Raw genomic sequence first — 22,932 nt, 5'->3', positions numbered from 1 at the left:
TAGCCTAAAACAGACCAACTAAAAAATAAAAACATAGCTATATATTATAGCATAGACACTCTTTTTTTGTGTGTTCTGACACCAATTTATCTTATCAATTTTCTTAAATATTTAGATGTTTTTTATACAATATTTTGTATTTTTCACTTAGTTATTTTTTTCCGTGAGTAAGTTCAAAAATTTGTAATCTAGATAAAAAAACATGCGCCAAATTTGCGCATGTTTTTATCACATTTTTTAATTATTTTTCGAATTTAAAGTTTCTATAACTCAATACAGCCACAATAAGTAAAACTGGCAATAACATCTCAAAAGACTCTTCCGCAGTCATAATGGCAACCTGTGTAGAACGAATTAACTGAATATCAAACAATTCGTTTAACTGAGATGTCATACGGTCTAATACCTTACTTAAAGCCGCAATACCTATCGTAAATACAACGTAAACATATGAAATATCTAAATCTTGTTTAATGTTACGTAAAACCTTATAAAAACGTTTCGCTAAAGCCACAAGAACATAAATCATCACCATTAACAGTGTAAAACCTAGTAATTTATCTGTTAATGCAATATCAGGGCTTTTATAGAAGTTGGTTTTAATGAAGCTCATTTCAAACAAGCTTTTATGCAAATCCATTTCGCGCAAACCAAGCATAAGCGCAGCAAGTGCTGTCAATATCCGCGTACTAAATTGCAACTTAAGCTTCACAAGACAAAGAAACGCCAATACAAACCACAATAAAGGGCTAAATACTTCATACGCCCCTTGTTCACTAAATAGATATTCTGTAACAACCAAAGGCGCCGTAAAAGCAGTATGGAGAGAAATACCTATATATATAAATATTAATAATAAAGAGATACCAATAACGCGGAGTAAATTTACAGACATTTGTAATAAGTGATATAAAAGAATTTAAGTAATTGTAACATATTTGTATTGTTTGTTTTAAAATCAATAAGAGTTAAAAGTATTACTCTTTTAAAATCAATAATTTAAATAAAAAATAACCCTAAGGAAATAAAAACCAATTAGAATTAGATTCTAGTGACTCAACAAATAAATCGACTTAACTATTTATTTAAATTAAAGAATAATAAGAAAATTTAAATTATGAGATGTATTTATTTATTCGTTTCCCCCCAATAAATACGATAAAAATTTATGTCGCAATTTTATTTTCACAACAAAAAAAGCACTCAAAAATGAGTGCTTTTTTATACATTATTCAAGAATTAGATTTTAGAAACCAATTCAGGAACAACAGTATTCAAGTCGCCTACTAACCAGTAATCAGCTACTGAGTTAATTGGCGCTTCTTCGTCTTTGTTAATCGCAACGATTACTTTAGACTCTTTCATACCTGCCAAGTGCTGAATTGCACCTGAAATACCAACAGCGATGTACAAGTCAGGAGCAACGATTTTACCTGTTTGACCAACTTGCATATCGTTTGGTACAAAGCCTGCATCTACCGCAGCACGTGAAGCGCCTTGAGCAGCACCAAGCTTATCTGCTAATGGATCAAGTACAGCGTGATAGTTCTCACCTGAACCTACACCACGACCACCAGACACAACAATACGAGCAGCTGTTAATTCAGGACGTTCTGATTTAACAATTTCTTCGTTAATGAACTTAGAAATACCTGCGTCGCCTTGTGAAGTAGCCGCTTCAACGCTAGCTGCACCACCTTCAGTAGCAACAGGATCGAATGCGGTACCGCGAACAGTTGCAACCACAATTTCTTCACCAGATTCTACAGTTGCAATTGCGTTACCTGCATAAATTGGGCGTTTAAAAGTTTTAGCACCATCAACAGCAATTACATCAGTAATCATGCTTACATCAAGAAGCGCAGCCGCACGTGGAAGTACGTTTTTGCCTGTTGTTGTAGAGGCAGCAAGGATATGTGTATAACCTTTGCCTAATTCAGCTACTAATTTAGCTACGTTTTCGGCCAATTGGTTTGCATAAGCAGCATCATCAGCAAGTAAAACTTTGCTTACACCAGCAACTTTCGCTGCTTGTTCAGCAACTGCTTGAGCGCCAGAACCAGCAACTAATACAGTGATATCACCACCAATTTTTTGCGCAGCAGCAACAACGTTTAAAGTTGCACCATTAAGTGCTTTGTTGTCGTGCTCAGCGATAACTAAAATACTCATGATTTTTATCCTTCTGTATTAGATCACTTTCGCTTCGTTTTTAAGTTTTTCAACAAGCTCATCTACAGATTTCACTTGTACGCCAGCTTTACGTTCAGCAGGAGCTTCAACTTTAACTGTTTTAAGTTTAGTTGTAGCTGTAACGCCAAAATCAGCAGGTGACTTAGTTTCAAGCGGTTTTTTACGCGCTTTCATAATGTTTGGAAGAGCTGCATAACGTGGCTCATTCAAACGTAAGTCAGTTGTGATAATTGCTGGAAGCGCAAGTTCAACAGTTTGTAAACCACCGTCAATTTCACGAGTAACTTGTACTTTGTCGCCTTCAACTTTAACTTCTGAAGCGAATGTACCTTGACCTGCACCAAGAAGTGCACCAAGCATTTGACCTACTTGGTTAGAGTCATCATCAATTGCTTGCTTACCAAGAAGAACCAATTGAGGTTGTTCAGCGTCTACAACGCCTTTAAGAATTTTAGCAACTTCAAGAGCACCGAGTTGACTGTCATCAGCTTCAACTAAGATACCGCGGTCAGCACCAAGTGCCATTGCCGAACGGATTTGTTCTTGAGCTTCTTTAGGACCAATAGAAACAACAACGATTTCTGAAACAGTTCCTTTTTCTTTTAAACGAACCGCTTCTTCCACTGCGATTTCACAGAATGGGTTAATTGACATTTTAACGTTAGTAAGGTCAACCCCACTATTATCTGGTTTAACGCGAACTTTAACGTTGGCATCAACCACACGTTTTACAGCAACAAGAGCCTTCATGTAATCCTCGGCTGTTTTAGCAAATGTAAATGTTGAGAAGAATTTTACAACTCTTCACTTAAATTTTTTAGGTGTCCTATCTTGCAATGCGTATGGCATTTCGGTCAAGTCACAATTCAATAAAGACCTGTAAAAATGCGTAAAAATCCTTGAACGATGCGTTCACACTTTTATTTTGATGATATTTTTAAATGAAAAATAATAAATTTAGTTATTTTTTAACCATTGATTTATATTATTTTTTTATCTGATTTACATCATCAAAACTATTGATTCATTTAAGCCACAAAATACATCTCATTTAATATCTTTTAAAACTAAAGCTTTGGCAGAAAAAGCAAATCAACATTTTTAGACTCATTTATTTATATTGAGCATCCTATTTTTCTAACTAAAAAGAATATCTTCCAGTTTTGTTCGCTTGCATAACTTCATTATTCTGCGACCAAACAAAAAAAGCACATCATGATTGATGTGCTTTTATACTATTTCTGTTTCTTCGGCTTAATTAATAATGAGCCATGTTGCCGCGGCTGCCAATAATCCACCAGAAGTTCCATCAATTATTTTTTGTTTACGTTCATCTATTTGAGTTTTTTGCGTAATTTTGGCGAAAATAACACTTAAAGCGCAATACACAACAAATATCAACGTAATAAAAATTAAAGATAAAATTAAACCTTGGCTCACTGTATTCCCGGACTTATCTATAAATTGCGGTAAAATTGCAAAATAAATAAGCATGCCTTTGGGGTTTAAAAGCGCAGTGAAAAAACCTTTCTTAATTGGGGTCGATGTACTTTTTTGCTCAATTTTTAGTTTCTTGGTGCTAAATACAGATTTAAGTAAATTCGCAGATAAATAAAGAAGATAAGCGATACCTAACCAACGAATCGTTTCGAACAAAATAGGAAATGAAACAATGATGGCTGCAATACCTAAAGCAACTAAAATCGAGTGTACCAAATAACCTGAACATACACCTACAGTTGCCATCATGCCCGCTTTTGCATTCTTACCCATCACTTGTGACAGGATAAAAAGCATATCTGGTCCTGGTGTGAAAATAAGTGGAATTACCGTTAAGGCAAACAATGCAAATACAGACATATCCTTTCCCTTTATCAAGCGTCTGAAAGTTGAAATAGTATCTGTGAAAAGCTTTAAAATAGGATTTCAAATATTCTATAATTAATATTATTTTTCGAATTATATTCTAATTTATGAAGATTATATCTAAGTCTATTTCAGTAAAGCTTGATCGAATCGATAAAAGTATCATCTCTGAACTACAAAAAAATGGTCGTATCCAAAATAATGATTTATCTCGTGAAATTGGTTTATCACCATCTTCATGTTTGCGCAGAGTAAAGTTATTAGAGGAAGCAGGCGTAATTCAGGGTTACACCACAATTGTCGATCAACATAAAATTGGTTTTAAACTCATTTTATTTTCTCGCATTTGGTTGGTTGCACAAGATGCTGAAACCATTGATACCTTTATTGAGGCAATGAAAGAACTTCCTCAGGTGATGGAATGCTATATTATTTTAGGTGAGTGCGATGCAATGCTAAAAGTCATTGTTCCCGACTTAGAAAGTTACCGCAAATTTCAATCGACGCATTTAACCAAAAAGAATGGCATCACTAGTGTAAAAACTGATTTACCAAGTCAAATTATTAAACAAAGTACAGAGCTACCACTTAATGACCTTTAAAGAAAATGAATGATCATCAAAACAAAAAAAGCATAGTTTGAACTATGCTTTTTTATTAAATAGATTGAATTACGCTGTAACCGACTCTAAAAAATCACGATGCACATGACTTAAATCGATAAGTTCATATTGTTCTAAACCAAAAATTTCCCAAACTGCAATCGCATCTTCTTTTAAATCAATGTTTTCTGTTGCAATGGGACGTTCTTGCCAATTTAGGTCTGAAATCCACAAATATGTTTGCTTTGTAACTGGATTAATTGCTTGGACTTTTCCTTCAGCATTAATTCCTTGAACCTGTGCGCCCTCAGGTAATGCAGCCTCAATTTTAGGCAAGCTAATTTCAACAAAATGCTTCACTTGACGTAAGCCATAACCAGCAAAAATTTCTTTTTGCGCTGGTGATAATTGATCATACTTTTCTTGAACGTCTGAAATCATTTTTATACCTTGTTTTAAAAACAATTATTTATCAATACATCCAGTGGAACGAAAAAACTATAGTCATGTTTTATGCAACCACTTTCACTAATACCTTTATACCTTAAAAATTGACTTCTTTTTATTCTACGTTAGTTCAAAAAGCCATCTTTTCTGACTTTTACAATAACATTACTTTTATTTAAATAGCACCGACAAAATCTGTTTATTTGTTACTATTTTTTAGCTTGTGCTCTAGGATGTGCTTGATCGTAAACATGCGCCAAATGGTCAAAATCGACATGCGTATAAATTTGTGTTGTGGTTAAATTACTATGTCCAAGCATTTCTTGTACAGCACGTAAATCCCCACTATTTGACAACATATGACTTGCAAAACAATGTCTTAATAAATGCGGATGCAAATCTACATTTACACCCGCCCTTTGCGCTTGGAATTTCACACGATTTTCAATTTGTCTTGCACCTAAAGGATGTCCCTTTTGCGTAATAAATATATTGGCTTCAGGTACAAAATCCCCATGCCAAGATGGATACAATTGCAACCATTGCATTACTGCATTTTTCGCTTTTTCACCAAATGGAACAACGCGAGTTTTATTACCTTTACCTGTAATTCTAAGCAATTGACGATTAAAATCGACATCTCGAATAGTTAAACCCTGAACTTCCGCCAAGCGCAAACCGCTCGAATACAACAACTCTAAAATCGCTTTATCTCGAATCCATAATTGCTTTTGAACTTCAGACTCAGGTTCTGGCTGATCTAAAATTTGATTAATCGTTTCAATATCAATCATACCTGGCAAAGGTCTTGGCTGACGCTTGAGCTGAAAATCATCCGTTACATTAAAAGCTAAATATTGCCCTTGCTCTGCCCATTTCATAAATTGTCGAATAGATGAAAGCATGCGTTGCAAACTACTTGAACTTAATTGATGTCGTTCAACTTTATTTGCCAAGTAACTACGTAAATCTGTTGTTTCTATATTATTTAATTCTAATTTTTGATTTTCACAATAATTTAAAAAGTCAGATACATCTCGAAAATATGCTTGCAATGTATGTTTAGATTGATTTTGAATTTCTCGTTCTTTTAACCACATGGAGAGTAGTTGCATAGCTTGTTGTTGCATCTAAACATCCTCCATTTCAAACTAATTTAATATAAAAAGTGAGTGTAACAAATTTATATCCAGTTCATTTTTATTTCATATAAAAAAGCCCCGAAAAATCAGGGCTTTTTAATACTTTTAATTAAGGTTGGAAATAACGTAAATCTATACGCCCTTCAAAAACAGTTGCTGTTGGACCTGTCATCCAAACAACATCGCCTTCTTTCCATTCAATTAAGAGCTTACCACCTGCTAATTCAATTTCAACTGAACTTGCTAACAGACCACGGCGCATGCCTGAAACAGCAGCAGCACATGCACCTGTACCACAAGCAAGTGTTTCACCTACACCACGTTCAAACACACGTAAACGTGCATGTTTTTCATCAATGATTTGCATGAAACCCGCATTTACACGCTGTGGAAAACGCTCATGAGATTCAACTTGTGGTCCAATATTAGCTACATCAGCAGTTAACACATTCGGAACAACTGTTACCGCATGTGGATTTCCCATATTTACAACATCAATGGTCAATTTTTCATTATTGAGCAAATCTATGTCATAAAGATTTTCAGGTTCATCTGCAAAAAATGGAATTTCTTGCGGTAAGAATTTTGGGTAACCCATGTTCACACGAACCCAGCCATTTAGACCAAGTTCAGGCTCAACAATGCCTGCTTTCGTTTGAACTTTGATTTTGGTTTTTGTTGTTAATTTTCGCTCATGCACAAAACGAGCAAAACAACGTACACCATTACCACATTGCTCAACTTCAGAACCATCTGCATTAAAAATACGATATTTAAAATCTGCATTTGGTACATCTGGTGGTTCAACAATTAATAGTTGATCGAAACCAATACCAAAATGACGATCTGCTAAACGCTGAATAGTCACCGTATCTAAAAATGCTTTTTGGCTAATGAGGTCAATCACCATAAAATCATTGCCTAAGCCATGCATTTTAGTGAATTCTAATAACATTTAGAATTACTCCTTAAGGCAATAAACGTTCATTTTCCCATAATGATTCAATTGTTTCACGTTCACGAATTACGTAAGCTTGATCACCACTCACCATAATTTCTGCTGCACGTCCACGACTGTTATAGTTCGAACTCATTACAAAACCGTATGCGCCTGCACCTAAAACTGCAAGAACATCATTTTCTTGCAGTGCAAGCTTACGCTCTTTACCTAAGAAATCGCCAGTTTCACAAATTGCACCTACAACATCCCACTCTTTGGCTTCAACGTCTGTACGTGGTGTAACTTCTTGAATATCCATCCAAGCTTCATACAAAGCAGGACGAATTAAGTCATTCATTGCAGCATCAATAATGGCAAAGTTACGATGATTCGTTGGCTTCAATAAATCCACTTTAGTTAGTAGCACACCTGCATTTGCAGAAATACTACGACCAGGTTCCATATATACTTTTAAGCCTAACTTTTCTAAAGCTGGTTTAAGTGCGTTGGCATATTCTTGAACTGTTGGCGGAGTTTCATCTTTATACGTCACACCTAAACCACCACCAATATCGATGTGTTTAAGCTCAATTCCCATTTCTTTAAGCTTATCGATCATTACAATTACACGATCTAAAGCATCTACAAAGGGTTGAGTTTCAGTCAATTGAGAACCAATATGGCAGTCGATACCAACAACATCTAAGTTAGCTAAAGATGCTGCATATTTGTATGTTTCAAATACTGTATCAGATGGAATACCAAATTTATTTTCTTTTAATCCTGTAGAAATATAAGGATGTGTTTTTGCATCTACGTCTGGATTCACACGTAATGAAATCGGTGCTTTTTTACCTAATTCAGCAGCAACCTTTTGAATGCGATCAAGTTCTGCATAAGATTCCACATTAAAACAAGCAATACCAACTTCTAGTGCTTTTTTAATGTCTGCTTCCGATTTACCTAAACCAGAAAATACAATTTTAGATGCATCACCACCCGCTTTTAAAACACGCGCAAGCTCGCCACCAGTCACAATATCGAAACCTGCACCAAGCTTGGCTAATACATTCAATACCGCAATATTTGAGTTTGATTTAACTGCAAAGCAGATTTGATGATCAATAAAACTAAACGCACGATCCATGTCTAAAAAATGTTTTTCAAAAGTTGCTTTTGAATAAACATAGAGCGGTGTACCAAATTGCTGCGCTAACGATTGTAATGAACATTGCTCTGCGTGCAATACCCCATTAATGCGGGTGAAACTCATGAATGTATCCTTGCGTTGGTTGAGTTAAGGTGTTTGTGTATCAGAATTTGATGGTGCAGCAAACTGTTGCTGTACAGGTACTTCAACTTGTTCTTTTTTCTGTTCTTTCAATTCAGAATCTGAATAAATTAAATATTTTGCACGTTTATCATAATTTTGATCTTTGGCTAACTGTAATGGGCCCGATTGACCACAACCTGTTAGCACGAAACTTGTCACTAAAACACCGATGCCGCAAATGACTAAACGCATCTGACCACCTATCCATTAATTTTGATAAAGTATACCGTGATCATGTCGATGACCAAAGCATTAAACGTAAGAGATTATCTTTAGAAATAAAAAAACGCCAGCGAAGTGCTGACGTTTTTGAACATTTAATTTTATTTATTTCGAGGTTTATAGAAACCGAAATATCCAATAATTAAAATAATGAACCAAATTGGACTCACCATTAATGCTTTACGCGTATCTTCTTCAAGTGCAAGTATTCCTATCGTACCAATAAAGAACACCACAACTACCGCACAAGTGAACAAGCCACCAGGCAATTTAAATGTCGATTTTGCATGAAGTTCAGGACGTGTTCTGTAATAAACCACATAGCTCCAAATAATCATCAACCATACACAAATAAATAGAATTGTTGATAATGTGGTTGCTAAGGTAAATGCCAAAACTGTATTAGGAACAAAGTATTGAAGCGCTGCACCCAATAACAAACATACTGTAGAGAAATATAAAGCATTTGCAGGAACAGCACGTTTATTCAATTTACCCAATGCATCTGGTGCCTGATTTTCACGAGACAAACCAAACAACATACGGCTTGTAGAGAAAACACCACTGTTCATAGATGACATTACTGATGAAAGAACAACAAAATTCATAATAATGGCAGCAGCAGCAATACCTGCTTGGCTGAATAAGTTTACAAATGGACTAATTGACGGATCAATTTTATTCCACGGCGTTACAGACATTACAATAACCAATGCCAAAACATAGAAAATAATGATACGGATTGGAATAGAATTAACTGCTTTTGGTAAATTCTTTTCAGGGTCTTTAGTTTCAGCAGCTGTTGTACCTACAAGCTCTACACCCACAAAGGCAAATATGGCAATTTGGAAGCCTGCTAAGAATCCAGTAAAGCCTGTTGGGAACATCCCGCCATGACTCCACAAGTGTCCAAATGAAGCAACCTCACCTGCTGTAGATGTAAATCCTGTGAAGATCATCCATCCACCAACAGCAATAAGGACAATAATCGCAACGATTTTCACCATTGCAAACCAGAACTCCATTTCACCAAATAGTTTTACTGTTGCTAAATTCAGACAAGTAATAAATAAAATCGAAGCGACGCTAATTAACACACCTTCTAAAGGTGAGAATGAGACGCCCCCATTAAAGAATTGTAAATAATAAATAATGGCTGACAAATCTGCGATACCAATCGTGATCCAGCATAACCAATACGTCCAACCTACAAAATAACCAGCCCAAGGGCCAATTAAATCAGTTGAAAAGTCGATAAATGATTTGTAATTAAGGTTTGAAAGTAGCAATTCTCCTAATGCACGCATTACAAGAAAAACCATGAAACCAATAATCATATAAATAAATAAAATAGATGGTCCAGCTAAACTTATTGTTTTCCCTGAGCCCATGAAAAGCCCTGTTCCTATGGCTCCACCAATCGCAATCAACTGTAAATGTCGATTAGATAAACTTCTTTTTAAATCGCCGTCTCCTACGGCAGGCGAATTTATTTTTTGCTCTGTCATTTTTTAATTCACCTTCAATGTATAGCAAGATTAAATTAACTTAAATTTTGAATAAAGCAAAAGAAATTAACTTATGATCTGTTTTTCCCTATTTATAGTCTTTATTGATTTATTTTACTTATCTGAATTTTTTTGTGATTAGTACAACTATATTTTATTTTTTAAAGTGCACGCCCTCTTGTAATATTCGTATATCTATGTAAAAACTAAACATATATAAAGTTATTCAAGCTACTTTATATGTGCATTAAATAAATAATAAATTGGCATAGTGATTGCTTTAATTAAATAACGAATAATCAGGATGAGAATAATATATATGCAAAATTTACAATCGTTTATGGAAACACTAAGTGGTCTAGTCTGGGGACCATATATGTTGGTACTCATTGTAGGTACTGGTATATTTTTAACCTTCCGACTACTTTTTTGGCAATTTAGAATGTTGCCTTTAGCATTTAAACAAGTTTTTGGGAAACATCCAGATAAAAAAGATTCAGGTGATATTTCACAATTTGCATCACTCATGACTGCGCTATCTGCAACCATTGGTACAGGTAATATTGCAGGTGTAGCAACAGCTTGTGTTTTAGGTGGTCCTGGTGCTGTTTTCTGGATGTGGATGACTGCATTATTTGGTATGGCAACAAAATACGGCGAAGGTGTTCTCGCTGTTAAATATCGTCATAAAAATGAAAAAGGCGAAATGAACGGTGGTCCGATGTATTACATCGAGCGTGGCCTTGGTTCAAAGTGGAAATGGCTTGCTGTTTTATTTGCCTTATTTGGTACCTTAGCTTCATTTGGTATTGGTAGCTCTGTTCAATCAAACACTGTAGCACTTGCTGTTGAAAACAGTATGGGTATTGAAACTTGGATAACAGGTGTCGTAATTACTGCTTTCTCTGCCTTGGTTATTTTAGGTGGTATTAAAACCATTTCTAAAGCATCTTCTGTCATTGTTCCTGTTATGGCAATTGGTTATGTAGCTGGTGGTTTGGTTATTATTTTCAATAATCTAGAGTTAGTTGCGCCTGCACTTAAAATGATTTTCACATATGCATTTACAGGTGAAGCTGCCGTTGGTGGTGCGATTGGTGCTGCAATTCGTTACGGTGTTGCACGTGGTGTATTCTCAAATGAAGCAGGTATGGGTTCTGCACCTATTGCCGCTGCTGCTGCAAAAACTGACCACGCTGCTCGTCAAGGCTTAGTGTCTATGACAGGTACTTTCATCGATACAATTATCGTATGTTCTATTACAGGTATCGTGCTTGTAATGGGCTATATCATGGCTGGAAATTCATTTGGTGGTGAAACAGGTGCTGTACTTACCATTAAAGCATTCGATCAACTACTTCCTGGTGTTGGTGGTTGGGTTGTGACTTTCGGTATTATTTTCTTCGCATACTCAACTATTTTAGGCTGGAGCTACTACGGCGAAAAATGCTGTACTTACCTATTAGGTGAAAAGTATGTATTAATTTACCGTCTTATCTACATTGCTTCTGTATTTGTAGGATGTGTAGCAACGCTTGACCTTGTATGGCTATTTGCAGATACATTCAACGGCTTAATGGCTGCACCAAACTGTATCGCATTATTACTACTTTCAGGCATTATTGCCAAAGAATCGAAAGACTTTATTGCAAAACGCAAATCAGGCGAATTGTATTAAGTTTAAAAGCGAATCTAAATATTAAAAAAGCCACCTTCGGGTGGCTTTTCTTTTATATCAACTTCTATTTTAAGATGGCGTACCATTCCAAGTATCATCTTCAAAATCTGTATCTGTATTCATGACACGTTCAGCTTGAAGTTCAATGGCTGTTTCTAAATATAAAACAAAGAAATAGACACCTTCAATTTTCATTACGCCTTCTTCATCTTCCAAGTAATCGCTCAGAATTTGATATTGCTCATTCTCTAAATCAAATGGCACATCAATATAAATATCGCCCCAATAGCTATCGATTGAGCCTTCTTCTTCAAGTCCCATACATTTTTCATAAGGAATGTTATTTTGCTCTAACCAGCTCAATACATCTTGACGATTTGAATCTGGGTTTTGTTCATTCTCTTCATAATCTTCAAAATGTACAAAAAGTACATCACGGTTCTTTTCGCGTGCGATCGCATCAATATGTTGCAACAATTGCGGCATGATGTATTCCATTTCAAAATAATGAGGCACATATTATAGAACGTGGTGAGCACTTAATGTCAGATCAATTTTGTTTAAACGCCAAAGCTTGCCGCAAATCGATATTTTTTCATACGAAAGACTTGGTTTTAATCTACGTTCACCGCTATGCTGTTCAATAATTTCGAACAATAATTTCATCATCATTATGGCAAAAGCAAAAAGTGTTTATCGTTGTGAGCAATGTGGTACAGACCATCCAAAATGGGCAGGTCAATGTTCAGATTGCGGCGAATGGAATTGCTTAACTGAAGTCAGTATTGCACCCGCTGTTACTCACCGTGCTCAATCTAAAATGGGTGGCGGTTATGCAGGACAAGCCGCAAATGTTACAACATTAAATCAAATTACAGTTTCACATGAATCACGTTTAGCGACCGGTATTGGCGAGTTTGACCGTGTGTTGGGTGGTGGCTTAGTTACAGGTTCTGTTGTTTTAATTGGTGGTGACCCTGGTATTGGTAAATCGACCATTCTTTTACAAACCGCAACTCATATGGCTGCGGCAAAAAATTCTGCGCTTTATGTAACAGGTGAAGAATCATTATCTCAAGTAGCTTTACGTGCAAATCGTTTAGACCTACCTACAGATAAACTTCGTGTGATGGCTGAAACTTGTGTTGAACGTATTTGTGATGTTCTAGCACATGAACGCCCTTCTGTTGCCATTCTAGATTCTATTCAAACTTTATATACAGAAACTTTGCAATCTGCTCCCGGTGGCGTATCGCAAATTCGCGAATCTGCGGCAATTTTAACGCGCTTTGCTAAAAATAGCGGAACAGCATTATTTATTGTCGGTCATGTAACCAAAGAAGGTTCTCTTGCCGGCCCTCGTGTTTTAGAACACATGGTCGATTGTGTTTTATATTTTGAAGGTCAGTCAGACTCCCGCTACCGTATGATTCGTGCCGTAAAAAACCGTTTTGGTGCAGTCAATGAACTTGGCGTTTTTGGCATGACAGATAAAGGCTTAAAAGAAGTTGCGAATCCATCTGCAATTTTCTTAAGTCGTTATGATGAAGCAATTCCCGGCTCTATTGTCATGATTAGCCGTGAAGGAACTCGTCCACTTTTAGTTGAAGTACAAGCTTTAGTTGATGATGCTCACGGTCAGCCAAGACGTGTTGCACTTGGTTTAGAACAAAACCGTTTAAATATGCTACTTGCCGTTATGCATAGACATGGCGGTGTACAAACATCAGGACAAGATGTTTATGTAAACGTTGTAGGTGGTTTAAAAATTACCGAAACTGGTTCTGACTTAGCTGTTCTTTTAGCATGTGCTTCAAGTTTACGCGGCAAAGCCTTACCACAACAGCTTGCTGTATTTGGTGAGGTTGGATTATCTGGAGAAATTCGCCCTGTTCCAAACGGTCAAGAACGCTTAAAAGAAGCGGTAAAACATGGTTTCAAATATATTATTTTACCAAGAGGCAATGCACCACAGAAACCAATTCCAGGTGTTCAAATTATTGCAGTTGCACGTTTACATGAAGCACTCACTGAAGCCATTAATTTAAACGATGAGTAAAACCCATATTGATTAAATTACAATCAATCTAAAAAATATTCATTATTAGTTGTTGAAAAACTTCTAAAATGACTGCATAAATACAAACGTATTACTTATTATTTTATTAGGAAACTTTAATGGAAGTTCGACAGCGTGGTTTGATTGCTGGTTTTTTAACAGCAGCATTATTGGTAGCACCTTTAGCAGCAGAAGCAAAACGTGCAGGTGGCGGTAAAAGTCATGGCATGAGTCGTCAAGCAGCTCCTTCTCAGTCTTACCAACAACCTCGTCAAGCGACTCCTGCTCAACAGCCTGCTGCTCCAGCGACTGCTCCTGCTAAATCAGGCCCAGGTGTTGGTGGCATGGTTGCGGCTGGTGTTGCTGGTGCTGCTATTGGCGCAGTTGCTGCAAATGCTTTAGCAGATGATAAAGCACCTGCCGCGTCAGAAGCTCAAGTAGCTCCTCAACAAGAAGAGGAAAAAGGTGGTATTCCAAGTTGGATTTGGATCTTACTTGCTGCAGCTGCTGCCTTCTTCGTTTTCCGTAAGATGGGCGCAAAAAAAAAATTAGCAGCTAACAACCCGTATGCGCCAAATAGCGGTGCAAATAATGCACCGTTTGGTCAAGCACCAACTGCAGGTCGTCCATCAAACGACAACAGCAATATTTTTGGTCAAAATGTAGGTGGTTCTGCGCCAACAAATAATGCACCATTTGGTTCTGCTCCTGTAAACAATGCTCCTTTTGGTGCTGCGTATACAAATAGTGGCAACCAATTACCTGATGGTTCTGAACCTGCAACGTTCTTACGTGTTGCTCGTCAGCGTTTTAATCATATTCAATCTATGAATACGGCTAGTAATATTGCAGAAATTCAGCGTTACTTAACGCCTGATCTTTACCAGTCTATGTATAACGATATTATGGCGAACCAAGATCAAGATGTTGCTGAGTTTTCTAACTTAAATGCAATGGTTGCAGATTCAGCAACAGAAAATGGTCAATATGTTGTAAGCGTTCGTTTTACAGGTACTGTAAGCGAAGACTTAAACAGCTTGCCACAACCATTTGCTGAAGTTTGGCACTTTGTTAAACCTGCTGGTTCAAGCCAAGAATGGTTAGTTGCTGGTATTCAACAAGAAAGCTAAGTCTATTTATAAATAGATCAAAAAAAGCGAGCCTAGAGCTCGCTTTTTTATTCATCATTCACAATAAAATCAACCAATTTATTCACATGAATTTCAGTTGAATCAAAAATTTGGATAGAAACATCCTCATTAGACAATAGCATGCCTATTTCCGTACATCCTAAAACAACACCCTGCACGCCATCTGCAATGGCATCATTAATAATTGAAATGTAGTCTTGTTTAGACTTTTCTAATATTTTACCTAAACATAACTCATTATAAATAATAGAATGCACTATTTCTTGTTGATTCATATTCGGAACAACAACCTCAATACCTTTCAAATTTAACTTATTTTTATAGAAGTCTTTTTGCATTGTAAATTTTGTACCTAACAACAAAACTTTCTTTTTATTCGCTAGATTTATTTCATCTGCAACAGCATCAGCTATGTGAAAAAATGGAATAGAAATATGATTTGATATTTCAGGGGCAACTAAATGCATTGTATTGGTACATAAAGCAATCGCATCAACACCTATTAACTCAAGCTTTTGAGCAATTTCTTTTAAATAAATAGCTGCGTCATTCCAACGACCTTGTGATTGCATGTGCTCTATTTCTTGAAAATTTACACTATACAAAATGAGATGTGCCGAATTTAAACCACCCATTTTTTCATTGACCAATTTATTAATTTTTTGATAATACAAATCTGATGATTCCCAACTCATCCCACCAATCAATCCAATTTTTTTCATTCTTTTTCACCCTCTACTTAATAAATATATTTGTAATAAAAAAGCCCCTTTTTAGGAGCTTTTTAAATTTTATAAGATTTAATTTACATGATATTTACTGTTTAGGCAGTGGTATAAACTGTTTATCTTTAGTACTTTGAGATTTACGCTCACCAATAACAACAGATAAAGTTAGGCTCTCATCGCCACGGTTAACAACCACAGAAACCATGCTTGATGGTGCTTGAAGTGCAACATAATTAATTAACTGTGCTGGTGTAGAAATAGCCTCACCATTTACACTCATAATAATATCACCACGTTTCAATCCTGCTTTTTCTGCTGGTCCACCTCTTAAAACATCGGCAACCACAACACCATTTTGTTCAGGGACTAAAATATCATCTTGCTTAGACGGTAATAAACTAATACCCAACCATCCACGAACAACACGACCATCTTTTAAAATTGAATTTAAAACTTGCTGACAAATTTTGGCAGGAATGGCAAAACCAATTCCCATAGAACCACCAGATTGCGAGAAAATTGCAGTATTTACACCAATTAAATTACCTGCAACATCAATTAAAGCACCACCCGAATTACCTGGGTTAATTGCAGCATCGGTTTGAATAAAATCTTCATAGGTATTAATACCTAAATCTGAACGACCTGTTGCAGACACAATCCCTTGAGTGACTGTTTGTCCAACACCAAATGGATTACCAATAGCTAGAACAACATCGCCTACTTCATTACCACTTAATTTGAATGGCAATACAGGTAAATCATCTAATGCAATTTTAATGACTGCTAAATCTGTATCTGGATCTGTACCTATTACTTCTGCAACAGCGCGACGACCATCATGCAATGCAACAACAATTTGATCTGCCTGAGAAATCACATGATTGTTCGTTAAAATATATCCATCTTTACGAACAATAACGCCAGAACCTAAACTATTTTCGTTTGGACCTTGTTTAAGCTGATCGGGTAATTCATTGCCAAAAAATTCGCGAAATGCAGGATCATCTAGTAAAGGATGATTCATTTGCTTCACTTTTTGCGTTGTAAAAATATTAACAACCGCAGGTGCAGCAACTTTCACTGCCTCACTATATGAAACCACACCACCAGTACGTGTTGTGTTAATCAGTGGTTCTACTTTTTCTGCTGGCATTTTTACCCCATCTGAAGCGATAGGTGCTTTTGGCTTCTGCATGAACTGCCAGCCTAAAAAGCCAAAAATGACAATAATAAGTAACACCCACGGTAACCAAGTCAATGTACGGCGCACGATTTTGTCCTCTTAAATATTTTAATTCGTTGATGACTAAAGTAATTTATGCACTATTGTAAAGCGAAACACAATTAGATACATAAAAAAGCCCAATAGTTTTGTCTTGCTTTAGTTACAATTTAAACTGTATGTTGATCGTTATATTTTTTAAGGCTTTATAAATTTATGGCAAAGCTGAATGACATTATTGATTGGTGTAATAGCACATTAAAATCTTCGGAATTTAAAGATTACGCGCCAAATGGTCTTCAAATTGAAGGCACTCAAGAAGTGACTAAAATTTTATGTGCAGTAACCGCTTCGCAAGATGCTATTGATGCAGCTATTGCACAAAATGCAGATTTACTTTTAGTGCATCATGGCTATTTTTGGAAAGGCGAAGCCTACCCAATTACAGGAATGCGCGGTAAACGTATTCGCAGTTTAATTAAAAATGATATTTCTTTAGTTGGCTATCACCTGCCTTTAGACTCACATCCCACTTTAGGAAATAATGCTGCTATTGCAGAAATTCTTGAACTAGAAAACATTGAAGCTTTAGATGAAAGTGAGCGCCATCCCATTGGAAATATTGGCTATTTAAAACAAGCTATGACACCTGAAGGCTTTAAAAAATATTTAACTGAGCGTTTAGGGTTTGACACAATTCATCTAAATGCTGAGAAAAACACCATCCAAAAAGTTGGTTTTTGTACAGGTGCAGCGCAAGACTATATTACGAAAGCATATGAACAAGGCTGTGATGCTTTTATTTCTGGCGAAGTAAGCGAACGTACTTTCTATGAAGCTAAAGAATTGAATGTTCATTACTATGCTTGTGGACATCACGCTACAGAAAGATACGGTGTTCAGCGCTTAGGAAAAGCAATTTCAAATCAATTTAATATCGAATACAGTTATTTCGAACTGAATAATCCTATTTGATAAAAAAGCATCAAATATTTTTACAATAAGCTACCCTTATTCGAATATATTTATGCTTTATTCTCTATTGTTATTAGCACTCAATGCGCAATTTTAGCTAAGAATCTATTACAATAAGACCACTAACTGTCAAAACCCAGCAAAATGCAAGGAATTGAAAAATGACTACGATTACTTTACCAGCATTACCATATGGTTACGAAGATCTTGCTCCTCATATCAGCAAAGAAACTTTAGAATTCCATCATGACAAACACCACAATACTTATGTTGTTAACTTAAACAACTTAATTAAAGGTACTGACCTTGAAGGTAAATCTTTAGAAGAAATCATCACTGCTTCTGCTGGCGATGCTTCTAAAGCAGGTATTTTCAACAATGCTGCACAAGTTTGGAACCACACGTTCTACTGGAACTGTATGGCTAAAAATGGCGGTGGTGCTGCAACTGGCGCTTTAGCTGCTAAAATTGACGAAGCTTTCGGTTCTTACGAAAAATTTGCTGAAGAATTTGCTGCTGCTGCAACAACTCAATTCGGTTCAGGTTGGGCTTGGTTAGTTGCTGACGAAGTAAACGGCAAGCTTTCTATTCTTAAAACTTCAAATGCTGATACACCAATGGCTCATGGTAAAGTTGCTGTATTAACAATTGACGTTTGGGAACATGCTTACTACATCGATTTCCGTAACGCACGTCCTGTTTACATCAAAACTTTCTTAGAAAGCCTTGTAAACTGGGATTATGCAAACGCTAAATATGCAGGTCTTGCTGCTGGCGTTGAAAAATAAGATTTAAAGATTTCTTATTTTTAGTCTAAAAAATCACCCTTTTCGGGTGATTTTTTATTTTTTAAGCAATAAACGAATACTTATAAAGCAAACACACGCTTTCTTTAAATAATTTTATTGACGACTACTCTTTTCATCCCTAAAATGCGCATCAGATTCTCCAATAGCTCAGTCGGTAGAGCGACGGACTGTTAATCCGCAGGTCCCTGGTTCGAGCCCAGGTTGGAGAGCCATCTATTCTTCCATAGCTCAGTCGGTAGAGCGACGGACTGTTAATCCGCAGGTCCCTGGTTCGAGCCCAGGTGGAAGAGCCAAGATTCTAAAAAGCCCAAGCATTATGACTTGGGCTTTTTTATATCTATATATTTAGGTACTTTTCTAATAACAGTTCTATATATTGTTCATTTCTTGCTTTTTCGCTATCTTAAAAATAATCAATAAAATGAATGATTAAAAATTATGGACACACCTTGGTTAAAGTCTCTTATTTTTTGGGCTATTGTAATTACGGTTATTTTTGCAGTTTTTCAATGCTCGCAGAGAACTGAAAATAATAAGCAGGCCTCTGCCCTCATGTATGAACGTCTGTACCAATGTACTCGCGATTTAAAAACGGAACATAAAACGCTACTAACTTCTATTCAGAAAAAACTAACAGCCAATTTAAACCAGCAAGACATGGTAAAACTCATTAATGAATGTAGAAAAGTAAATCCATCCAAACCACGTGAATATTATATTCAAGCTATTAAATCGAGCTAAAATTTTTCAGATATATGAAACATGGACAATAAAGAAAGTCCTATCAGAAATGCTTTGATTTTTAATACACAATAAAGTCATGATTTATACAAAAATAAAAAAGCATTTCGTCTAACATGTATTATGTTAATTTTAGGCAAATTAAATAATTCAGCGTATTCTAATGACTAGAAATGAACTTATTAAATTACTAGAACATCTAGGAATTCATCATAGCTGTTACTCTTTTGATGAAATTAAGAAATCAGAATGTTTTAGTATTTTAAAACAAAAAACTGATTGGTGTGTTTATTACACCGAAAGGGATAAACCAGAACTAATATTTTCTTCAAAACAAGAAAGTGATGCTTATGATTTTATAGCTAATGAGTTTAAAAGATGGGGATCATAGAAACCAATTTAACATATCAGCGATTAGATGCCTCTCTAATTACCCAAACAAAAGTACGAATTATTCGTCGTATTTAGCGCCTACTCAAATAAGAAGTCACACATATCTCCATAATGTGCCTATTTTTAAAACATTCAATTGAAAAACAGCATGTTTTTTCTAATTCTTGCTTGACCTTATAGCATTTGCCACATAGAATTCGTTTCAGATTCTCCAATAGCTCAGTCGGTAGAGCGACGGACTGTTAATCCGCAGGTCCCTGGTTCGAGCCCAGGTTGGAGAGCCAAATTCTAAAAACCCACTCATTACGAAGTGGGTTTTTTATTGCTTAAAGATCCTGCCGTGTTTGAATCAATTCAATTTACTTTCTTTCTTATAGGATGTATTGCCTCTTTGGCTTTATTCATCCTTGTTGTTCAGCGCTATGTGCGACCAACTCAAAAATATTACCCCCGTCCTGTAATTACAAGTTTTGAAAGTAAGATGTTTACTCGTCTTAACCAAAGCTTTCCTGAGTATCACATACTTGCACAAGTTGCATTTAGTGCTTTAATTACGCATAACGATATGAAAGTTCGCGCTAAGTTCAATCGTAAAGTCACCGACTTTGTTATTTTAGATAAGAAGTTGCAAGTCATTGCAATTATTGAACTGGATGATCCAACACATATAGGCAAAGAACAAGAAGATGCTGAACGTGACGCTATGCTTTTACAAGCAGGTTATCAAGTTTATCGCTATACCAATATTCCAAGCCCACAAAGCTTAAGACGCGATATCTTAAATCACTCTTAATCTTTTATAGATACAAAAAAGCGACCTTTAAGTCGCTTTTAAAATTTCATAAAACTATTGATCAGCCTTTGCTAAAGCTTCAGAAGCAGCACGCTCTCGCGCTTCTCTTTCTTTCACTTTTTGCATAATTTCTTCACGTTGCTGTTTATACTTTTCCTGATTCTTTGCATCACCATTTACCGCAAGAAATGCCATACCCACCAAAAACAAAGGAATAATTAATCCTAAGCTTGCTAAAAATATTGTCTTTTTAGAAAGTGGCTTCTTTGTAGATTGCGTCATTTAAAATCCAGTATGCAAGGAACAAAAGGTTATTCAATATACTTGAAACAAAATATCATTCAATAAAAAAGCATCCTTTTTAGAATGCTTTTATTTAAAAATGCGCTGCTTATTGTAAAGCGAAAACAATACCAATAAAAATGATTAACCCTACCCATCTATTGTGTCTAAATGCCCAAAAACACAATTGTGGATCTCTATCTTTCGTTTTCGTCCATTGATAAATAAAATCGGCAGCAACGCATAATAATGCGATTACACCAAATGGAATAAGTAAGTTTTCGATATATAACGCTGTACCAATTAAAACAATACTGAGTAACTGTAGCAGTGAAATAATTTCAATGTCGTACTTACCAAATAAAATTGCGGTAGATTTCACACCAATTTTTAAATCGTATTCACGGTCTGTAATGGCGTACTGCGTGTCATAAGCCACTGTCCAAGCCAAATTACCAAAATAAAGTAACCAACAAGTTAAACCTAATTCAGCCCCTACAGCGGTATATGCCATAGGAATAGACCATGAAAAAGCAGCACCTAAAAATACTTGTGGTAAATGTGTATAGCGCTTCATAAATGGATAAATAAACGCTAAAAACAATGCACCAAATGAACAGTAGAACGTTTCTATTGGTAAAAAGAACAACATACATGCACTTGCAGCAACTAGAAATAGAAACACATAAATAGCTTCTTTTGCGCTAATAACTCCTGTTGCAAGTGGTCGATTTTTCGTGCGTTCTACCGCACCATCTACCTTTCGGTCTGCAAAGTCATTAATTGCACAACCTGCTGCACGCATAAAAATAGTCCCTAAAATCATTGGAATTAAAATTCCAATTTCAGGCATACCTTTATTTGCAATCCAAAGCGCCCACATGGTTGGCCAAAACACCAACTCTGTACCAATTGGCTTATCAAAACGGCACAAATAATAATAAGCTTCTAAACGCTCACGCCATGTGATCTGCTGTGCAACAGACATATATATCCTTTAACCTTGCTGAATAAACTGCTCAAAGGCAGGTAAAAACGTTTCTTGAACTATAAATTTACAACCATGCCAAGTATAGCAACTTTGGCGTGTCCATCCTTCATCTAATAAAATTACACGTCTTTCACAGCTAGGGTTGGTTCGATCAAATAAAAACTTACCAATTGGTTTTGTTCCAATATGTTGAAATAATCGTGCTTTACCCTGCAAACTTAGAATCGGAAATATGCTTTTTGCTTTTACCCAAGCTTCAGCTTCAGAACCATATAATAAAGTTTCACGAACCCAAGACGTATGATGTATTGGAGATTTCATCCACATCGCATCTTCACGTTTTAATCGCTGAAAATACTCTTTCGTTGGTTGTACTTTAAATTGTCCTTTCCCCAACTCTGTAAGCTGTTGAGTCAGTGAACCTGATGCATATAACCAATGACGTAATTCAGGCGAAATTCTTTTATCTTTAAGTTCAAGTTCTCGCTTATTACGCATATATTCGCAGCTCTTCAAAATATTCTATTTAATCCAATACAACACATTTCAAGATATTTTTATCTTAAATAATGTATTTAGCTTGCTTCTGTTTTAGCAATAACCTGAAATTTACCTTGTGCATTTTTAATTAAAATCAAGCCTTCTGCACTTAAATAAAACTCTTCAGGATAATCAAATTCTAAAGCCAATTCAGGATGACGAAGCGCAATAAACTGCGCGTGTTTATATCCTTCAATCGTTCGTCCGATTTCCAAATAAGTAACTTCTGAAAAATTTAGCTTAAAACCTTTTTCCTGATCTTGCGGATCTATCCAAGGAAAAAAACTCGTATGCTTTTTACGTGGTTTCGCCAT

26 protein-coding genes and 3 tRNA genes are annotated in these 22,932 nt (G+C 35.9%); 12 read left to right on the top strand and 17 right to left on the bottom strand.

All coding sequences use genetic code 11. From position 1 onward, the window contains the following. Positions 1-241: 241 nt before the first annotated feature. The 4 genes from SKM54_RS05980 to SKM54_RS05965 all read right to left on the bottom strand — a co-directional run bounded on the left by SKM54_RS05980 (position 242) and on the right by SKM54_RS05965 (position 4,053). A complete protein-coding gene (locus SKM54_RS05980; protein WP_321089124.1) occupies positions 242-712 on the bottom strand; it encodes a hypothetical protein in 471 nt (156 codons plus the stop codon). Between the two features lie 527 nt (positions 713-1,239). Beyond that, positions 1,240-2,172, bottom strand: coding sequence for an FAD-binding protein (locus tag SKM54_RS05975; protein ID WP_321094702.1), 933 nt, complete (start codon positions 2,170-2,172; stop codon positions 1,240-1,242). Positions 2,173-2,190: 18 nt separating this feature from the next. Next, the gene (locus SKM54_RS05970) at positions 2,191-2,943 is read right to left on the bottom strand and encodes an electron transfer flavoprotein subunit beta/FixA family protein (protein WP_154772722.1); all 753 of its coding nucleotides are present in this window, start codon (positions 2,941-2,943) and stop codon (positions 2,191-2,193) included. A gap of 504 nt (positions 2,944-3,447) precedes the next feature. After that, positions 3,448-4,053 carry a LysE family translocator gene (locus tag SKM54_RS05965; protein WP_321094700.1) on the bottom strand — a complete coding sequence of 202 codons (606 nt, stop codon included), beginning with the start codon at positions 4,051-4,053 and terminating at the stop codon, positions 3,448-3,450. 113 nt (positions 4,054-4,166) lie between these two features. On the opposite strand from SKM54_RS05965, the gene SKM54_RS05960 reads away from it, so the two are divergent. Continuing rightward, positions 4,167-4,661, top strand: coding sequence for an Lrp/AsnC family transcriptional regulator (locus SKM54_RS05960; protein ID WP_154772720.1), 495 nt, complete (start codon positions 4,167-4,169; stop codon positions 4,659-4,661). Between the two features lie 69 nt (positions 4,662-4,730). Here SKM54_RS05960 and SKM54_RS05955 read toward each other — a convergent pair whose 3' ends face one another. The 6 genes from SKM54_RS05955 to SKM54_RS05930 form a co-directional block, all read right to left on the bottom strand. Continuing rightward, the gene (locus SKM54_RS05955; RefSeq protein WP_321094697.1) at positions 4,731-5,102 is read right to left on the bottom strand and encodes a hypothetical protein; all 372 of its coding nucleotides are present in this window, start codon (positions 5,100-5,102) and stop codon (positions 4,731-4,733) included. Positions 5,103-5,317: 215 nt separating this feature from the next. Further along, positions 5,318-6,238 carry a site-specific tyrosine recombinase/integron integrase gene (gene xerA / locus SKM54_RS05950; RefSeq protein WP_321094695.1) on the bottom strand — a complete coding sequence of 307 codons (921 nt, stop codon included), beginning with the start codon at positions 6,236-6,238 and terminating at the stop codon, positions 5,318-5,320. Positions 6,239-6,359: 121 nt separating this feature from the next. Then, entirely contained in the window at positions 6,360-7,205 is an 846-nt protein-coding gene (gene dapF, locus SKM54_RS05945; RefSeq protein WP_321087938.1) for a diaminopimelate epimerase, read from the bottom strand. Positions 7,206-7,218: 13 nt separating this feature from the next. Beyond that, entirely contained in the window at positions 7,219-8,463 is a 1,245-nt protein-coding gene (gene lysA / locus SKM54_RS05940; protein ID WP_321087939.1) for a diaminopimelate decarboxylase, read from the bottom strand. Between the two features lie 24 nt (positions 8,464-8,487). Then, on the bottom strand, positions 8,488-8,715 hold the full coding sequence (gene lptM / locus SKM54_RS05935; protein ID WP_321087940.1) for an LPS translocon maturation chaperone LptM: 228 nt from the start codon (positions 8,713-8,715) through the stop codon (positions 8,488-8,490). 131 nt (positions 8,716-8,846) lie between these two features. Then, the gene (locus SKM54_RS05930; protein ID WP_321087941.1) at positions 8,847-10,253 is read right to left on the bottom strand and encodes an amino acid permease; all 1,407 of its coding nucleotides are present in this window, start codon (positions 10,251-10,253) and stop codon (positions 8,847-8,849) included. A 319-nt stretch (positions 10,254-10,572) separates the two neighbouring features. Between SKM54_RS05930 and SKM54_RS05925 the strand changes: the two genes are divergently transcribed. Continuing rightward, positions 10,573-11,931 carry an alanine/glycine:cation symporter family protein gene (locus tag SKM54_RS05925; RefSeq protein WP_321094693.1) on the top strand — a complete coding sequence of 453 codons (1,359 nt, stop codon included), beginning with the start codon at positions 10,573-10,575 and terminating at the stop codon, positions 11,929-11,931. A 69-nt stretch (positions 11,932-12,000) separates the two neighbouring features. On the opposite strand, the gene SKM54_RS05920 is transcribed toward SKM54_RS05925, so the two are convergent. Then, a complete protein-coding gene (locus tag SKM54_RS05920) occupies positions 12,001-12,417 on the bottom strand; it encodes a hypothetical protein (RefSeq protein ID WP_321087943.1) in 417 nt (138 codons plus the stop codon). A 187-nt stretch (positions 12,418-12,604) separates the two neighbouring features. Between SKM54_RS05920 and radA the strand changes: the two genes are divergently transcribed. Continuing rightward, entirely contained in the window at positions 12,605-13,990 is a 1,386-nt protein-coding gene (gene radA / locus SKM54_RS05915; RefSeq protein ID WP_321087944.1) for a DNA repair protein RadA, read from the top strand. A gap of 119 nt (positions 13,991-14,109) precedes the next feature. After that, a complete protein-coding gene (locus tag SKM54_RS05910; RefSeq protein WP_321089131.1) occupies positions 14,110-15,120 on the top strand; it encodes a Tim44 domain-containing protein in 1,011 nt (336 codons plus the stop codon). Positions 15,121-15,167: 47 nt separating this feature from the next. Here SKM54_RS05910 and SKM54_RS05905 read toward each other — a convergent pair whose 3' ends face one another. Both SKM54_RS05905 and SKM54_RS05900 read right to left on the bottom strand, forming a co-directional pair. Further along, positions 15,168-15,863 (bottom strand): aspartate/glutamate racemase family protein, encoded by a 696-nt coding sequence (locus SKM54_RS05905; protein WP_321094691.1) that lies wholly within the window; start codon positions 15,861-15,863, stop codon positions 15,168-15,170. 94 nt (positions 15,864-15,957) lie between these two features. Then, positions 15,958-17,142 carry a S1C family serine protease gene (locus SKM54_RS05900; protein WP_321094689.1) on the bottom strand — a complete coding sequence of 395 codons (1,185 nt, stop codon included), beginning with the start codon at positions 17,140-17,142 and terminating at the stop codon, positions 15,958-15,960. Positions 17,143-17,310: 168 nt separating this feature from the next. Here SKM54_RS05900 and SKM54_RS05895 point away from each other — a divergent pair, with 168 nt between their 5' ends. The 8 genes from SKM54_RS05895 (at position 17,311) to SKM54_RS05860 (ending at position 20,805) form a co-directional block, all read left to right on the top strand. Continuing rightward, positions 17,311-18,069: a Nif3-like dinuclear metal center hexameric protein gene (locus tag SKM54_RS05895; RefSeq protein ID WP_321094687.1), complete on the top strand. Its 759-nt coding sequence runs from the start codon at positions 17,311-17,313 to the stop codon at positions 18,067-18,069. Between the two features lie 161 nt (positions 18,070-18,230). After that, the gene (locus SKM54_RS05890) at positions 18,231-18,857 is read left to right on the top strand and encodes a superoxide dismutase (protein WP_321087949.1); all 627 of its coding nucleotides are present in this window, start codon (positions 18,231-18,233) and stop codon (positions 18,855-18,857) included. A 157-nt stretch (positions 18,858-19,014) separates the two neighbouring features. After that, a tRNA-Asn gene (locus SKM54_RS05885) sits at positions 19,015-19,090 on the top strand. A 5-nt stretch (positions 19,091-19,095) separates the two neighbouring features. Further along, positions 19,096-19,171 (top strand) — tRNA-Asn (locus SKM54_RS05880). A 259-nt stretch (positions 19,172-19,430) separates the two neighbouring features. Continuing rightward, positions 19,431-19,619, top strand: coding sequence for a hypothetical protein (locus SKM54_RS05875; RefSeq protein ID WP_321089135.1), 189 nt, complete (start codon positions 19,431-19,433; stop codon positions 19,617-19,619). Positions 19,620-19,782: 163 nt separating this feature from the next. Beyond that, positions 19,783-20,010 (top strand): hypothetical protein, encoded by a 228-nt coding sequence (locus SKM54_RS05870; RefSeq protein WP_321094685.1) that lies wholly within the window; start codon positions 19,783-19,785, stop codon positions 20,008-20,010. A 210-nt stretch (positions 20,011-20,220) separates the two neighbouring features. Then, positions 20,221-20,296: transfer RNA gene (locus SKM54_RS05865), tRNA-Asn, on the top strand. 56 nt (positions 20,297-20,352) lie between these two features. Next, a complete protein-coding gene (locus SKM54_RS05860) occupies positions 20,353-20,805 on the top strand; it encodes a DUF2726 domain-containing protein (protein WP_321089136.1) in 453 nt (150 codons plus the stop codon). Between the two features lie 54 nt (positions 20,806-20,859). Here SKM54_RS05860 and SKM54_RS05855 read toward each other — a convergent pair whose 3' ends face one another. The 4 genes from SKM54_RS05855 to SKM54_RS05840 all read right to left on the bottom strand — a co-directional run bounded on the left by SKM54_RS05855 (position 20,860) and on the right by SKM54_RS05840 (position 22,932). After that, complete coding sequence (locus SKM54_RS05855) at positions 20,860-21,087, bottom strand: hypothetical protein (RefSeq protein ID WP_321087953.1); 228 nt, start codon at positions 21,085-21,087, stop codon at positions 20,860-20,862. A gap of 109 nt (positions 21,088-21,196) precedes the next feature. Next, positions 21,197-22,075: a 4-hydroxybenzoate octaprenyltransferase gene (gene ubiA / locus SKM54_RS05850; protein WP_321087954.1), complete on the bottom strand. Its 879-nt coding sequence runs from the start codon at positions 22,073-22,075 to the stop codon at positions 21,197-21,199. 9 nt (positions 22,076-22,084) lie between these two features. Continuing rightward, positions 22,085-22,576: a chorismate--pyruvate lyase family protein gene (locus SKM54_RS05845; protein WP_321087955.1), complete on the bottom strand. Its 492-nt coding sequence runs from the start codon at positions 22,574-22,576 to the stop codon at positions 22,085-22,087. A gap of 77 nt (positions 22,577-22,653) precedes the next feature. Beyond that, on the bottom strand, positions 22,654-22,932 hold the full coding sequence (locus tag SKM54_RS05840) for a hypothetical protein (protein ID WP_321087956.1): 279 nt from the start codon (positions 22,930-22,932) through the stop codon (positions 22,654-22,656).

The sequence above is a fragment of the Acinetobacter faecalis genome (assembly GCF_034187745.1).
Classification (GTDB): domain Bacteria; phylum Pseudomonadota; class Gammaproteobacteria; order Pseudomonadales; family Moraxellaceae; genus Acinetobacter; species Acinetobacter faecalis.
The sequence above is the reverse complement of the archived record's forward strand: the minus strand, read 5'-3'. Positions and strand labels throughout refer to the sequence as shown.